At 46.5% G+C, this 14,448-nt stretch carries 13 protein-coding genes, 1 pseudogene and 1 other annotated feature; all 14 genes and pseudogenes read right to left on the bottom strand.

What is annotated here, in order from left to right; translation table 11 throughout:
• Positions 1-123, bottom strand: a pseudogene (locus ACO9K6_RS19125) (30S ribosomal protein S12); the annotation flags it as partial.
• 254 nt (positions 124-377) lie between these two features.
• A complete protein-coding gene (locus ACO9K6_RS19120) occupies positions 378-608 on the bottom strand; it encodes a ribosomal L7Ae/L30e/S12e/Gadd45 family protein (protein WP_424769147.1) in 231 nt (76 codons plus the stop codon).
• Positions 609-853: 245 nt separating this feature from the next.
• Positions 854-4,453 (bottom strand): DNA-directed RNA polymerase subunit beta', encoded by a 3,600-nt coding sequence (gene rpoC, locus ACO9K6_RS19115; RefSeq protein ID WP_424769187.1) that lies wholly within the window; start codon positions 4,451-4,453, stop codon positions 854-856.
• A gap of 115 nt (positions 4,454-4,568) precedes the next feature.
• Positions 4,569-8,114, bottom strand: a complete 3,546-nt coding sequence (rpoB, locus tag ACO9K6_RS19110) for a DNA-directed RNA polymerase subunit beta (protein ID WP_424769146.1) — start codon at positions 8,112-8,114, stop codon at positions 4,569-4,571.
• A 397-nt stretch (positions 8,115-8,511) separates the two neighbouring features.
• Entirely contained in the window at positions 8,512-9,111 is a 600-nt protein-coding gene (locus tag ACO9K6_RS19105) for a class I SAM-dependent methyltransferase (protein ID WP_424769145.1), read from the bottom strand.
• A gap of 127 nt (positions 9,112-9,238) precedes the next feature.
• A complete protein-coding gene (gene rplL, locus ACO9K6_RS19100) occupies positions 9,239-9,598 on the bottom strand; it encodes a 50S ribosomal protein L7/L12 (protein WP_424769144.1) in 360 nt (119 codons plus the stop codon).
• Positions 9,599-9,685: 87 nt separating this feature from the next.
• On the bottom strand, positions 9,686-10,189 hold the full coding sequence (gene rplJ, locus ACO9K6_RS19095; protein ID WP_424769143.1) for a 50S ribosomal protein L10: 504 nt from the start codon (positions 10,187-10,189) through the stop codon (positions 9,686-9,688).
• 56 nt (positions 10,190-10,245) lie between these two features.
• Positions 10,246-10,409 (bottom strand) — a sequence feature (ribosomal protein L10 leader region).
• Positions 10,410-10,420: 11 nt separating this feature from the next.
• The gene (rplA, locus tag ACO9K6_RS19090; RefSeq protein ID WP_424769142.1) at positions 10,421-11,113 is read right to left on the bottom strand and encodes a 50S ribosomal protein L1; all 693 of its coding nucleotides are present in this window, start codon (positions 11,111-11,113) and stop codon (positions 10,421-10,423) included.
• Between the two features lie 135 nt (positions 11,114-11,248).
• On the bottom strand, positions 11,249-11,674 hold the full coding sequence (rplK, locus tag ACO9K6_RS19085; protein WP_307208469.1) for a 50S ribosomal protein L11: 426 nt from the start codon (positions 11,672-11,674) through the stop codon (positions 11,249-11,251).
• Positions 11,675-11,792: 118 nt separating this feature from the next.
• Entirely contained in the window at positions 11,793-12,326 is a 534-nt protein-coding gene (gene nusG, locus ACO9K6_RS19080; RefSeq protein WP_424769141.1) for a transcription termination/antitermination protein NusG, read from the bottom strand.
• A 24-nt stretch (positions 12,327-12,350) separates the two neighbouring features.
• Positions 12,351-12,560: a preprotein translocase subunit SecE gene (gene secE, locus ACO9K6_RS19075; RefSeq protein WP_424769140.1), complete on the bottom strand. Its 210-nt coding sequence runs from the start codon at positions 12,558-12,560 to the stop codon at positions 12,351-12,353.
• An 18-nt stretch (positions 12,561-12,578) separates the two neighbouring features.
• The gene (rpmG, locus tag ACO9K6_RS19070) at positions 12,579-12,728 is read right to left on the bottom strand and encodes a 50S ribosomal protein L33 (protein ID WP_028609674.1); all 150 of its coding nucleotides are present in this window, start codon (positions 12,726-12,728) and stop codon (positions 12,579-12,581) included.
• A gap of 316 nt (positions 12,729-13,044) precedes the next feature.
• Complete coding sequence (sigH, locus tag ACO9K6_RS19065; protein ID WP_424769139.1) at positions 13,045-13,695, bottom strand: RNA polymerase sporulation sigma factor SigH; 651 nt, start codon at positions 13,693-13,695, stop codon at positions 13,045-13,047.
• Between the two features lie 228 nt (positions 13,696-13,923).
• Positions 13,924-14,448 (bottom strand): NYN domain-containing protein, encoded by a 525-nt coding sequence (locus tag ACO9K6_RS19060; protein ID WP_424769138.1) that lies wholly within the window; start codon positions 14,446-14,448, stop codon positions 13,924-13,926.

Raw genomic sequence — 14,448 nt, 5'->3', positions numbered from 1 at the left:
AGGAGCGCTGATGTTAGTAGCTTCACGTTTCAATGCGTTGAAACCTTTTTGCAATGCCGGCGATTTCGATTTAACGACTTTCGCTTGGCGTCCTTTACGGACTAGCTGGTTAATTGTTGGCATGTTGCCACCCCCTTCCCTAAATTCATGTCTTTTGAAAATATAAGAATTTATAAAAAGTTGTTTATAAATCTACTTATATTCTTTCGCGCAACGAACTCTTTCCACCAAAAGACGGCAACAGCCGTTTACGCTTATATGGTAGACATTTCACCTAAAATTAAGCCCACAGATCCAGGCGGTTCATAAAAGAACAAACAAAAGTTTCCGCCAGTTAATCATCGTAAAATAATCAACTAACAAAAACGGTAATTGCATTATTCTTCATCCTTCACGAGGGCTGCCATCGCGGCACCGATTTCGATTCCACAGGTTTCCCCAAGGTCATCCATCGTATCGATCCATTTGTATGGAACTCCCGTCCGCTCACATAGATGAACAACTTTCTCTCTCATCTGCGGATCTGCGTCACGCGCAACATAGATTTCAATGGCTCTATTGTGCTCGAGCATCTTCATCGTTTGCTTCGCGCCGACTTTAAATTGCATGATATCACCTTCAATTTCTTCTCACAGGGATCATACAACGTAGGCACACTTCGATATATTATCACCTAATGCACACTTATGTCAAGAAGCTTTAAGGAAAAACATATATGGACCATTTATTATGAAATCATTGCTTATAAACATGCGAAAGAGCGTACATCAGAAGCTTGTAGTGTAAGCAAATGATGTGTCGCTCCTTCGCTTATATACATAGCAGCTTAATTGACAACCTGCTATTGATAAATCTATTCGATGGCTACAGCTTCCGATTCAGCCCCAAGATCGACTGATTCGACAACGTCATCCTCGATGCCGGCAAAACGAATGTTCCGGTAGCGTGGCATACCCGTACCAGCAGGAATCAGCTTACCGATAATAACATTCTCCTTGAGTCCAAGCAATTGATCGACTTTTCCTTTGATGGCTGCATCAGTCAATACGCGTGTTGTCTCCTGGAACGAGGCCGCCGACAAGAATGAATCTGTCTCGAGCGACGCTTTCGTAATACCAAGCAGTACAGGTTTTGCAACAGCTGGCTCTTCTCCTGCAAAAATCGCTTCGCGGTTTTGCGCTTCATATTCATGAATATCGACAAAAGCGCCTGGCAGAAGTGCTGTGCCGCCAGCGTCTACGATACGGATCTTCCGGAGCATCTGCTTGATCATGACCTCAACGTGCTTGTCGTTGATCTCAACCCCCTGGTTCCGGTAAACGCGCTGTACTTCCTGCAAAATATAGTTTTGAACGCCGCGGATACCTTTGATGCGCAGCATATCTTTCGGGTCAATCGAACCATCAGTCAGCTCATCGCCGGCTTCAATTTGTTGACCTTCAACTACGCGGATACGCGAACCATAAGTAACGGCATAAATTTTGGATTCCGCTTCGCCTTGAACCTCGATCTCGCGACGGTCCTTCGCTTCACGAATTTCTTTAATCACACCATCAAGTTCAGAAATGATCGCTTGACCCTTCGGATTACGCGCTTCAAACAACTCTTGAATACGCGGCAAACCTTGAGTTATATCATCGCCGGCAACGCCGCCTGTATGGAACGTACGCATCGTCAACTGTGTTCCTGGCTCACCGATGGATTGTGCTGCGATAATGCCAACCGCTTCACCAATCTCAACGTGCTTGCCAGTCGCCAAGTTACGACCATAACAGATCTTACATACGCCATGACGTGCACGGCAGCTCAGAACAGAGCGGATTTGAAGCTTCTCAACGCCAGCTTCGATAATCGCATCGGCTTTGTTCGAATCAATCAGCTCACTACGGTTAACGATAATCTCACCGGTTTGCGGATGACGAACGGTTTCGAACGCGTAGCGTCCCTCAATACGGTCATAGAGATCCTCAATAACCTCTTTACCATCTTGAATTTTGCTAACAGCGAAGCCTTTGTCCGTACCGCAATCATCCTCACGAACGATAACGTCCTGCGCTACGTCAACCAAACGACGAGTCAAGTAACCGGAGTCAGCTGTACGAAGCGCTGTATCGGCCAAACCTTTCCGCGCTCCGTGTGTCGAGATAAAGTACTCGAGTACGGTAAGACCTTCACGGAAGTTCGATTTAATCGGCAACTCGATAATACGTCCGGATGGGTTTGCCATCAGTCCGCGCATACCGCCAAGCTGTGTAATTTGAGATTTGTTACCCCGAGCTTTGGAGTCCACCATAAGCATGATGTTGTTATAACGATCCATCGATTTCATAAGAACTTCGGTGATTTCGTCCTTACATTTACTCCAAATGGTGATGATTCGGTCATAGCGCTCATCGTTCGTAATCAAACCGCGACGGTATTGATTCATAACGGTAGCGACCTTCTCATCAGATCTCTTCATGATTTCTGTCTTTTCTTTCGGGATGATAACGTCAGATACACCGATCGTAATACCAGCCTTAGTCGAGTAAGTGAAACCAAGTTGCTTAATACGGTCAAGAAGAATCGCAGTAAGTGTTGTATGGTATTGACGGAAGCACTCCGCAATGACCAATGCAAGATAATCCTTGCCTACAGCTCCTGGCGTATCCAGCTCTTCCATGATCTTAGTAAGGTCAGCGCCTTTTTCGTATACAAAATATTTATCTGGTGTACCTTGCAGTAGATTTGTTTTCGTCGCTTCGTTGATGTAAGGAAAATCCTCAGGGAAAATTTCATTGAAGATTACTTTACCAACCGTAGTAACAAGCAACGATTTCTGTTGCTGTTCGGTGAAATTCGTTTTCTTAAGCACACGAACAGGAATAAAGATTCTAGCATGCAGGGAAACAATACCACGCTGATAAGCGGAAATCGCTTCGTTTATGGTTCCGAATACAGATCCGCTGCCTTTGGACTCTTTGTTATCCATCGTTAAGTAGAAGCTTCCAAGCACCATATCCTGGGATGGAGTAACGACTGGCTTGCCGTCTTTCGGATTCAAGATGTTGCCGGATGCAAGCATGAGCAAACGCGCTTCTGCTTGTGCTTCAGCAGACAATGGAACGTGAACGGCCATTTGGTCACCGTCGAAGTCAGCGTTATACGCTGTACATACAAGCGGGTGAAGCTTAATAGCGCGTCCTTCGACCAGAATCGGTTCAAATGCTTGGATACCGAGACGGTGAAGAGTTGGGGCACGGTTAAGCAATACAGGGTGTTCCTTGATAACTTCCTCAAGCACATCCCATACCTCAGGGCTTACGCGTTCAACTTTGCGCTTCGCACTTTTGATATTATGAGCCAAACCTTTATTGACAAGCTCTTTCATAACGAACGGCTTGAACAGCTCAAGCGCCATTTCCTTCGGAAGACCGCATTGGAACATTTTCAGGTTAGGACCTACGACGATAACGGAACGACCAGAGTAGTCAACCCGTTTACCGAGCAAGTTCTGACGAAAGCGTCCCTGCTTACCCTTCAGCATGTGGCTGAGCGATTTAAGCGGACGGTTACCGGGACCCGTAACAGGACGACCACGGCGACCGTTATCGATCAGAGCGTCAACGGCTTCTTGAAGCATCCGTTTTTCGTTCTGAACGATGATGTCAGGTGCGCCCAAGTCAAGAAGACGCTTCAGACGGTTGTTACGGTTAATAACACGGCGGTACAAGTCATTAAGGTCAGACGTTGCAAAACGTCCGCCATCGAGCTGAACCATCGGACGAAGCTCCGGCGGAATAACCGGAAGCACATCTAGAATCATCCATTCCGGTTCGTTGCCGGAATTACGGAATGCTTCAACGACCTCGAGACGCTTAATCGCACGGTTGCGGCGTTGGCCTTGCGCGGTGCGCAGTTCTTCTCTTAATTGCTCAAGCTCTTTCTCGACATCGATATCTTGAAGCAGCTTTTTGACAGCTTCGGCACCCATACCCGCGTGGAAGCCATAACCGTATTTCTCACGATAGCTGCGATATTCCTTCTCGGACAACAGCTGTTTTTTCTCAAGCGGCGTATCACCAGGATCCGTAACCACATAAGATGCAAAATAAATGATCTCCTCAAGTGAACGAGGGGACATATCAAGCGCTAAGCCCATGCGGCTCGGAATACCTTTGAAATACCAAATATGAGAAACAGGAGCAGCAAGCTCAATGTGACCCATACGCTCACGACGAACCTTCGCGCGAGTTACTTCAACGCCGCAGCGATCACATACAACGCCTTTGTAACGAACGCGTTTATATTTGCCGCAATGACATTCCCAGTCTTTAGTAGGTCCGAAAATTTTCTCGCAGAAGAGCCCTTCCTTCTCCGGCTTTAAGGTCCTATAGTTGATCGTCTCCGGCTTTTTAACTTCTCCGCGGGACCACGAACGTATTTTATCCGGCGAAGCCAGACCGATTTTCATATACTCGAAGTTGTTCACGTCCAACAAGGAGCAACCCTCCTCCGTCATGTATGACTGTCTCTTCTAAAAATCGGATTCCGTCCAGAGCGCGTGACCATAGACGGAATCCATTCATTTACTCAACAATTACTTCGGTGCCTTCCAAGTTAAGGTTCAGCTTGTCGCCCGTTGCCTCATCCTCATCGTCCGACTCTTTCATTTCAATCTCTTCCTCATTCTCAGTTAGGATTTTAACATCCATACCTAAGCTTTGAAGCTCTTTGATCAAAACTTTAAACGACTCTGGAACGCCTGGTTCTGGAACATTCTCGCCTTTGACGATCGATTCGTATGTTTTCACACGTCCAACCACGTCATCGGACTTCACGGTCAATATCTCTTGCAGGGTGTACGCAGCGCCATATGCTTCAAGCGCCCATACCTCCATCTCCCCGAAGCGCTGTCCGCCGAACTGTGCTTTACCACCGAGCGGCTGCTGCGTAACGAGTGAATAAGGACCTGTGGAACGAGCGTGAATCTTGTCATCAACCATGTGCGCCAGCTTGATCATATACATGACCCCAACCGTCACTTCACGTTCGAACGATTCCCCGGTGCGACCATCATACAGGACAGTTTTACCGTTACGCTGCATTCCAGCTTCTTCCATCGTATCGAAAACGTCATTCTCGCGCGCGCCGTCAAATACCGGCGTAGCCGCGTGAATACCAAGATGCTTACAAGCCATACCCAAGTGAACCTCTAGTGCCTGCCCGATGTTCATCCGCGACGGTACGCCGAGCGGGTTAAGAACAACTTCTACAGGTGTGCCATCCGGCAGGAACGGCATATCCTCTTCCGGCATGATGCGAGCAATAACCCCTTTGTTACCATGACGTCCCGCCATTTTGTCACCCTCGGAAATTTTCCGTTTTTGGGCGATGTAAGCACGAACCAATTGATTAACGCCAGGTGGCAATTCGTCGCCGTTCTCACGTGTAAATACTTTCACGTCTACGACAATTCCGTCAGTACCATGCGGTACACGAAGCGAAGTATCACGAACTTCACGAGCCTTCTCACCGAAGATCGCATGAAGCAATCTTTCCTCCGCAGTAAGCTCCGTCACGCCTTTCGGCGTTACTTTACCTACTAGGATGTCGCCGGCACCAATTTCGGCACCGACACGGATGATGCCGCGCTCGTCAAGATTACGAAGAGCCTCTTCGCCGACATTCGGAATATCACGTGTGATTTCTTCTGGTCCAAGCTTCGTATCGCGAGCCTCAGACTCATATTCTTCAATGTGAATAGAAGTGTAAACATCCTCTTTCACAAGCTTCTCACTAAGTAGGATCGCATCCTCGTAGTTGTATCCTTCCCACGTCATGAAAGCAACAACTACGTTGCGTCCAAGAGCCAATTCGCCCATTTCAGTAGAAGGACCGTCTGCGAGAATATCACCTTTCTTGATTACGTCGCCTTTACGCACTAGCGGACGTTGGTTGATACATGTACCTTGGTTAGAACGCATAAACTTGTGCAGCTTATGTTTGACCAAGTCACCTGTTACCGGCTTACCATCGATTTGTTCAACTCGACGAAGCCAGATTTCATTAGCAGACGCGCGTTCGATCACGCCGTCGTGTTTGGAGACGACACATACGCCCGAGTCCTTAGCCGCTTTATGCTCCATTCCCGTACCGACAAAAGGAGCTTTCGGAATAAGGAGAGGAACGGCTTGACGTTGCATGTTCGAGCCCATGAGAGCACGGTTGGAGTCATCGTTCTCCAGGAACGGAATTAACGCTGTCGCAACCGATACAACCTGCTTAGGTGAAACGTCCATGTAGTCAACGCGCTCGCTCGGCATCGTCAAAATATTATCTGCTTGTTTATTGTAACGAACGATCGTGTTCTCTTCTTTAAAGGTACTGTCGGATGTAAGCTCCGCATTTGCTTGCGCGATGACATAGTTATCTTCTTCATCCGCAGTCAAATATGCGATTTGTTCAGTAACGACACCCGTCTTCGGATCAACCCAACGGTATGGCGCTTCAATGAAGCCATATTCGTTAATTCGAGCAAAAGAAGACAAGGAGTTGATCAAACCGATGTTCGGTCCCTCCGGCGTCTCGATCGGACACATCCGCCCATAATGGGAGTGATGGACGTCACGAACCTCGAAGCCTGCGCGTTCCCGCGTCAAACCGCCCGGTCCGAGTGCGGATAAACGACGCTTATGCGTCAGTTCAGCAAGCGGATTCGTTTGATCCATGAACTGAGAAAGCTGCGAGGAGCCAAAAAATTCTTTTATCGATGCAATGACCGGTCGAATGTTAATCAGCGCCTGAGGCGTAATGGCATTCGCGTCTTGAATGGACATTCTTTCGCGCACAACCCGTTCCATACGGGACAAGCCGATACGGAATTGGTTTTGCAACAGCTCGCCTACCGAACGCAGACGACGATTGCCCAAGTGGTCAATATCATCCGTGCTGCCGACGCCATGAAGCAAGTTAATAAAGTAATTAATGGAAGAAATAATATCCGCAGGCGTTATGTGCTTTACGGATTTATCAATAATGCCATTCGCAATGACTTTAATAACCTTGCTCTCGTCATACGGCGAGAATACGCTAATGGTTTGCAGTGGAATACTATCCGCATCCAAAACACCGTTAGCGACATGATAGGTTTTGAAACCCACATCAGTTTCCAACTTTTCGAGAATCTCGTCCAGTAAGCGGCGGTCAATCATCTGACCAGCTTCAGCGATAATTTCACCGGTAGTCGGATCAACCAGGGTTTCTGCAAGCCGTTGGTTGAACAAACGATTCTTAATGTGAAGCTTCTTGTTTATTTTATACCGGCCGACATTGGCCAGGTCATATCGTTTCGGGTCAAAGAAGCGTGCGACCAAGAGGCTCTTCGCATTATCCAAGGTAGGCGGCTCGCCCGGGCGAAGACGCTCATAAATCTCGATCAGCGCTTTCTCCGTCGAATCGGTGTTGTCCTTATCTAGTGTGTTGCGAATGTACTCATCGTGGCCGAGGAGATCAAGGATCTCTGCGTCTGTTCCGAAACCAAGCGAACGCAAAAGCACCGTTACCGGTATTTTCCGGGTCCGGTCAATACGAACGTAAATAATATCTTTGGCATCCGTTTCAAGCTCAAGCCAAGCACCGCGGTTAGGAATAACCGTTGCGGTATAGTTTTTCTTCCCGTTCTTATCGACCTTCGTGCTGAAGTAAACACTTGGGGATCGAACCAATTGGCTGACTATGACACGTTCGGCCCCGTTAATAATAAACGTGCCCGTCTCTGTCATAAGCGGGAAATCACCCATGAAAACTTCTTGTTCCTTTACCTCGCCGGTCTCCTTATTGAAAAGTCGTACCTTAACGCGTAAAGGAGCTGCATACGTCACGTCGCGCTCTTTTGATTCATCGACCGAATATTTCGGCTCGCCTAAGCTATAGTCGATAAACTCAAGCGATAGATTGCCCGTAAAGTCCGAAATCGGAGAAATGTCTTGGAACAACTCAATTAAGTCGCTTTCCAAAAACTTCTCATACGATTTTTGTTGGATTTCAATCAGGTTCGGGACTTCCAGCACCTCGTTGATCCTGGCGTAGCTTCTGCGCGCGCGCCGACCATACTGAACAAGTTGTCCTGCCAACTTAACCTCACCCCTCATGTCTGTATCACAGCATCGATACTTACTGCGTCACTATAGTCGGAACCAGCCGCCTATATAGTCAAATAAAGAAAAGCCCTTATCGAATAGTTCGAAAAAAGAGCATGTTCCGGCAGTTAACCAATCACAGCGCGGATGCGATAGTCTCATATCAAGTAATTTTGCCCAAAACGTAAACATTATACGTCAAATGTGTTTATTTTATGCATTCCGCGCTCTAAAATCACACTTGACATTTTAGTTAACTAAAGAGATTGAGCCCACTTTAATGCTGACATTTTATAATCTTACCACATTCAAAATGTCAAGTCAATAATTTTCTCAGAGACTTTTAAACTATTTTCAAAAATTATAAATCGATCTCTTGTCCTATAACCAACTAGCCCTTTATTGCCCGAAAAATATGATAGCCTTTTTCCTTCGTTACTTCAATTACCTCACCAAAGAGCGATTCGAGCTTGGCCTTCGCCGAAGGCGCACCTTGCTTCTTCTGAATAACAACCCACATGCTTCCGCCTTTCTCAAGCAAATGATATCCTTCTTCAAAAATCTGATGGACTATCGTTTTGCCTGCACGAATCGGCGGATTTGTAATAATCGCATTGAACTGCATGGCATTCACAGCTTCATAAACATCACTCTGTAACACAGTTACGTTAGATATCCCGTTAAGTATTGCATTTTCTTTTGATAGCTCCACTGCACGTTCATTAATATCAATCATTGTTACTTGACCCTGAGACACAAGCTTCGCCGCTGTTAATCCGATTGGACCATAGCCGCAGCCAACATCCAGCACCTTCGCATTCGGTTCAAGCTCCAATGCGTCTATTAACACCCGACTCCCATAGTCAACACCCGATTTCGAAAAAACACCGGCATCCGTCACAAGTCGGAACGAAAAGCCTCGCAGTGATACTTCGTGTATATGACGATTATGCTTTACATCCGGACTTTGGGAGTAATAGTGATTCGACATGATCCAAACCCTCCCGATATTATCGCTTCAACATACAACGAACCCCTTGAAACCTGACGGGTTCAAGGGGCTCGTCAGCCGATGCATCGTGTGTTTACATGATCAGCTGTATTCTATTGAAAAGATATTACTTAACTTCTACTACAGCGCCAGCTTCAGTAAGCTTAGCTTGAACCGCTTCTGCTTCTTCTTTAGCAACTTTTTCTTTGATTGCTTTAGGAGCGCTGTCAACCAAGTCTTTCGCTTCTTTCAGGCCAAGACCTGTGATTTCGCGAACAACTTTGATTACGTTGATTTTGGAAGCGCCAGCGCTTGTAAGAATTACGTCGAACTCAGTTTGCTCAGCAGCTTCAGCAGCGCCGCCAGCAGCTACTGCTACTGGAGCTGCAGCTGTTACACCGAATTCTTCTTCAATTGCTTTTACAAGGTCGTTCAGTTCAAGAACGGTCATAGCTTTAATCGCTTCTAAGATTTGCTCTTTAGACATGGATATACCTCCGAAAATTTAGTTTATTTTTTTGTTTATACGGCTGGTTTCAACCGGAAAAAGCTCTTACTGAAATAAATTCTATACTTAAGCTTGTGCTTCTTGCTTATCACCGACTGCTTTAACTGCAAGCGCGAAGTTGCGCACTGGAGCCTGCAATACGCTGAGGAGCATAGAAAGCAAACCTTCGCGGGAAGGGAGCTCTGCAAGTGCCTTGATTTGCTCAGCATCAACAACTTTACCTTCAACAACGCCGCCTTTAAGCTTCAAAGCATCGTTCTTTTTAGCAAAATTGTTAAGAATTTTCGCTGGAGCAATAGAATCTTCACTGCCGAACGCGATAGCTGTAGGACCTGTTAAAATGTCGTTTAATCCAGACAATTCTGTGCCTTCAGTAGCGCGGCGAACGAGTGAGTTTTTCAAAACTTGGAATTCAACGCCTGCTTCACGAAGCTGCTTACGAAGCTCAGTTACTTGCGCAACGTTCAATCCACGATAGTCAGCGATAACCGTGCTGGAGCTTTGTGTAAGCTTCGTCGCGATTACTGCAACCGCCTCTTGTTTCTCTTGAATAATCTTTGCGTTAGCCAAACTGTACACCTCCCGTAATAGTATACATTCCGTTAATACGACGGGCTTTCCACGCCTCGATGCATGAGAAAGGCCTTCGCAGACAATGCGAAGGCCATGATGTCGTTATCGCATATCAACCTAAAAGGCTGAATTCGCTTCAAAACGTTTTATCATAACACCTCGGTAGGAAATTAAGCCTAGCGGCACCTACTGTCTACGGTATGCGTATTCGAATGTCAGTTGCGTTTCTTAGCGGTAAACCGCAGTCGCCACTCGAGCGCCAGGGCCCATTGTCGAAGAAACAGCAATGTTTTTCAAGTAAATCCCTTTAGCAGCAGCCGGCTTTGCACGAACAAGCGCATCAAGCAATGCTTTCAAGTTCTCGTTCAGCTTCTCAGCGTCGAACGATACTTTACCGATTGGAGCGTGGATTTGACCTGCTTTATCAAGACGGTATTCAATCTTACCGGCTTTGATTTCTTGAACGGCTTTCGCAACGTCAAACGTTACTGTACCAGCTTTCGGGTTAGGCATCAAGCCCTTACCGCCTAGAATCCGTCCAAGCTTACCAACTTCAGCCATCATATCCGGCGTTGCTACGCAAACGTCGAATTCAAACCAGCCTTGTTGGATTTTGTTAATCATGTCTGCATCGCCAACATAGTCAGCGCCAGCAGCTTCCGCTTCTTTCACTTTTTCGCCTTTTGCGAAAACGAGAACGCGTTTTGTTTTACCAGTACCGTGCGGCAGTACAACTACGCCACGAACGGCTTGGTCTTGTTTACGAGGGTCTACACCCAGACGAACTGCCACTTCAACGGATTCGTCGAATTTAGCTGTCGCAGCCTTCTTTACAAGCTCAATTGCTTCCAAAGGCTCGTATGTTGCTTCGCTGTCAATAAGCTTAGCAGCTTCTACATATTTTTTACCATGTTTAGCCATTGTATTATCCTCCTTATGTGGTTATAGCGGAAAATCCTCCTAGGGATGATCCTCCCACCTGCAAAGCCGAAGCTTTGCAAAGCAAGCCGCTTTGCAGCAGACTCTACGCATTCGTCCAGAACAGACGAGGCGATATTAGTCGACGATTGTTACGCCCATACTGCGAGCTGTACCTTCAACCATACGCATAGCTGCCTCAACGTTAGCTGCGTTTAGATCCGGCATTTTTTGCTCAGCGATTTCACGAACTTTGTCACGTTTTACAGTAGCGACCTTCTTCTTGTTCGGTTCGCCTGAACCTTTTTCGATACCTGCTGCTACGCGAAGCAATACTGCTGCCGGCGGAGTTTTCGTCTCGAAAGTAAAGGAACGGTCTTCGAATACTGTAATAACAACTGGAATAATCAAACCTGCTTGATCTGCGGTACGAGCGTTAAACTCTTTACAGAATGCCATTATGTTAACGCCTGCTTGACCTAGTGCTGGACCGATTGGTGGCGCTGGGTTTGCTTTACCTGCAGGAACTTGCAGTTTGACCATCTTGATGACCTTTTTTGCCATGCCTGACACCTCCTTACCCTGTAATCCATGCGTAAGCAATCCATATCACTTTAAATGATACAGCAGCCTCGCGATAAAACCTTCATCAGACGAATCCGATGAATCCGGAAACCAGATATTATATCTTCTCCACTTGAGTATAATCAAGCTCAAGCGGGGTCTCCCTGCCAAACATGTTCACATGAACCTTCAGCTTCGCTTTGTCCAGCAAAATTTCTTCTACCGTACCCACGAAATCAGCAAAAGGACCTACTTTGACACGGACTGTTTCCTTCAGATCAAACTCGATTTTCGGCTTCGGCTCTTCCATACCCATGTGCTTCAAAATCTGCTCCACTTCATCAGGCAATAGAGGAGTCGGTTTGGAACCGGAACCTGTTGATCCTACAAACCCAGTCACGCCCGGCGTATTCCGAACAACGTACCAAGAATCGTCAGTTTGAACCATTTCCACCAGAACATATCCGGGGTAGACTTTGCGTTGGACGGTTTTTTTCTTGCCATCCTTCTCTACCACTTCATCTTCCATAGGAACGAGGACACGAAAAATTTTGTCTTCCATGCCCATCGATTCAACGCGACGCTCCAGATTGGCTTTTACTTTGTTCTCATAACCGGAGTAAGTATGCACGACGTACCATCTTATTTCCATCTCAAATCCACCTTTGGTCCCTTCTTAAACAATGAGTTCAACCAGAGACGAGATTCCGATGTCAAGAAGCCAAAAGTAAATCGTTACAAACGTGACCGTAAGCAAAACTACGATCGAATAGCTTGTCAACTCTTTACGACTTGGCCAGCGAACCTTCTTCAGTTCAGCCCAGCTGTCGGCAAAAAAACTAAACGTATTACCAAAGCCTTGCTTCAGTTTAGCCAAAAATGCCACGTTCACACCTCCAATTGACTATCTCGTCTCGCGATGAGGAGTCTGCTCGTTACAGAACTTGCAAAACTTCTTCAACTCGATGCGGTCGGGGTGATTGCGTTTGTTCTTGGTGCTCGCATAGTTTCTCTGTTTGCAGTTTGTGCATGCCAACGTGATAATTACCCGCATTGAATTACACCTCCCGAACTGCTACAAAATACGAATCATAAAACTCTATTTGGAAGAGCATTGATTCCAACGCCAAAACGAAAAAAAACCTCGAATTTAGGCCTACCTAAACACTTTATCACAGTGCATTTTTCATGTCAATGTAAAAGATAAGTGTACAGCCTACGAATATTTGGCAACAGAAGCGACATCGGTCTCGTCTCTATCAGTATCGTCGCTTTATTTCCTTTTAAAACAAAAAAAGACCGTTAATTCCATCCGGACACCGCCAGATGGAAGACAGCCCTTCGTTCGGTTAATTTACGTATATATGCCGTTATCCGTGAATGTCTCTGACTTCTAAGTAGCGCTCCAGCTTCCGCTTCACACGCTGCAGAGCATTATCGATTGATTTCACATGTCTGTCCAAATCAACGGCTATCTCCTGATAGGATCTGCCGTCCAGATACAGCATAAGCACCTTTCGTTCAAGGTCGCTTAGTATTTCGGACATTTTATCTTCCAATCCACTGAACTCTTCTTGATTAATAATAAGCTCTTCAGGATCAGAAACTCGTGTGCCGCAAATGACATCCAGCAGCGTGCGATCCGAATCCTCATCATAAATAGGCTTGTCAAGTGACACATAGGAATTAAGCGGAATGTGCTTCTGACGCGTAGCTGTCTTAATCGCCGTAATGATCTGCCGTGTTATGCACAATTCAGCAAAAGCTTTAAAGCTTGCAAGCTTATCGCCATTAAAATCACGAATTGCTTTAAACAGGCCAATCATACCCTCCTGCACGATATCTTCACGATCCGCACCGATAAGAAAATAGGAGCGCGCCTTGGCTCTCACAAAATTCTTATACTTGTTAATTAAATACTCCAGCGCTATGCTGTCGCCATTGCGGACCGCTTCGACGATATCCTCGTCCGTACTGCTGTCATACTCGAGCGTACTCCATTCTTTGAGGTCGATGCTCACGAACTATCCCTCCGGCCTGCAAGGCGTACACCGCTAGATTATAGAGTCTTGTTTCCAAGAAACATAGAGCCAGTATACATGAAGTAACCATACACCGTCAACCGATCGGCCTCTGTAAAGCGACGATTTACTAGAAAAAATGTAACATTGTTACATCAACGAGAAGCATCCATTAACTTCCAAAGCTCTTTCGGTCCGTTCGATTTAACGAAGCAATCATTTCGTTGCTCAGCGCTTACCCCGGCGCAGCCGCTCAAGCTGGCTCAGCACCTCGTCACTAACAATACCGTCTACTGAATTGCGTTTGCTAGACTTGTCCTCACGCAGCGAATGTTCGATGTTTTTACGATTCTCGCCAATATCGATCAGCAGCTCGCGGGCTGAGACACGAAGAGCGCCTTTTCCAAAAACGACATGCTGCTCGACCAGATCAGAGGTTGCTACGTAAATATTTCTACGCCGCGCGTACAGTTCCGAGCAAAGGCGCTCAATACATTCATCAGCCGTCTCTTTCTCTTTTGTATAGACGACGGTCAGCTTATGATGCCGATAAGTCGCACCGAGTCCAGGAACCTGATGGGCATCGAATATAATGTATACCTGCATGCCTGTATAACCCTGATAGTCTGCCATCATATCCAGCAGCTTATCGCGAGCATCCTCCAGGTCATGCTCCTTCAGCTTCTCCAGCACCGGCCAAGCGCCAATTATGTTATACCCGTCTACTAACAAAATGTCATCTCGCCGGTTCAT

Origin of the sequence: Paenibacillus praedii, from assembly GCF_049725345.1 — a bacterium.
Taxonomy (GTDB): Bacteria; Bacillota; Bacilli; order Paenibacillales; family Paenibacillaceae; genus Pristimantibacillus.
The sequence above is the reverse complement of the archived record's forward strand: the minus strand, read 5'-3'. Positions and strand labels throughout refer to the sequence as shown.

Excerpts from the sequence above, each read along its gene's own strand:
- ACO9K6_RS19120 (WP_424769147.1), bottom strand. The coding sequence starts at position 608 with ATGCAATTTAAAGTCGGCGCGAAGCAAACGATGAAGATGCTCGAGCAC.
- rpoC (WP_424769187.1), bottom strand. The coding sequence starts at position 4,453 with ATGAAAATCGGTCTGGCTTCGCCGGATAAAATACGTTCGTGGTCCCGC.
- ACO9K6_RS19105 (WP_424769145.1), bottom strand. The coding sequence starts at position 9,111 with ATGTCGAATCACTATTACTCCCAAAGTCCGGATGTAAAGCATAATCGT.
- rplL (WP_424769144.1), bottom strand. The coding sequence starts at position 9,598 with ATGTCTAAAGAGCAAATCTTAGAAGCGATTAAAGCTATGACCGTTCTT.
- rplA (WP_424769142.1), bottom strand. The coding sequence starts at position 11,113 with ATGGCTAAACATGGTAAAAAATATGTAGAAGCTGCTAAGCTTATTGAC.
- rplK (WP_307208469.1), bottom strand. The coding sequence starts at position 11,674 with ATGGCAAAAAAGGTCATCAAGATGGTCAAACTGCAAGTTCCTGCAGGT.
- nusG (WP_424769141.1), bottom strand. The coding sequence starts at position 12,326 with ATGGAAATAAGATGGTACGTCGTGCATACTTACTCCGGTTATGAGAAC.
- rpmG (WP_028609674.1), bottom strand. The coding sequence starts at position 12,728 with ATGCGGGTAATTATCACGTTGGCATGCACAAACTGCAAACAGAGAAAC.
- ACO9K6_RS19060 (WP_424769138.1), bottom strand. The coding sequence starts at position 14,448 with ATGAACCGGCGAGATGACATTTTGTTAGTAGACGGGTATAACATAATT.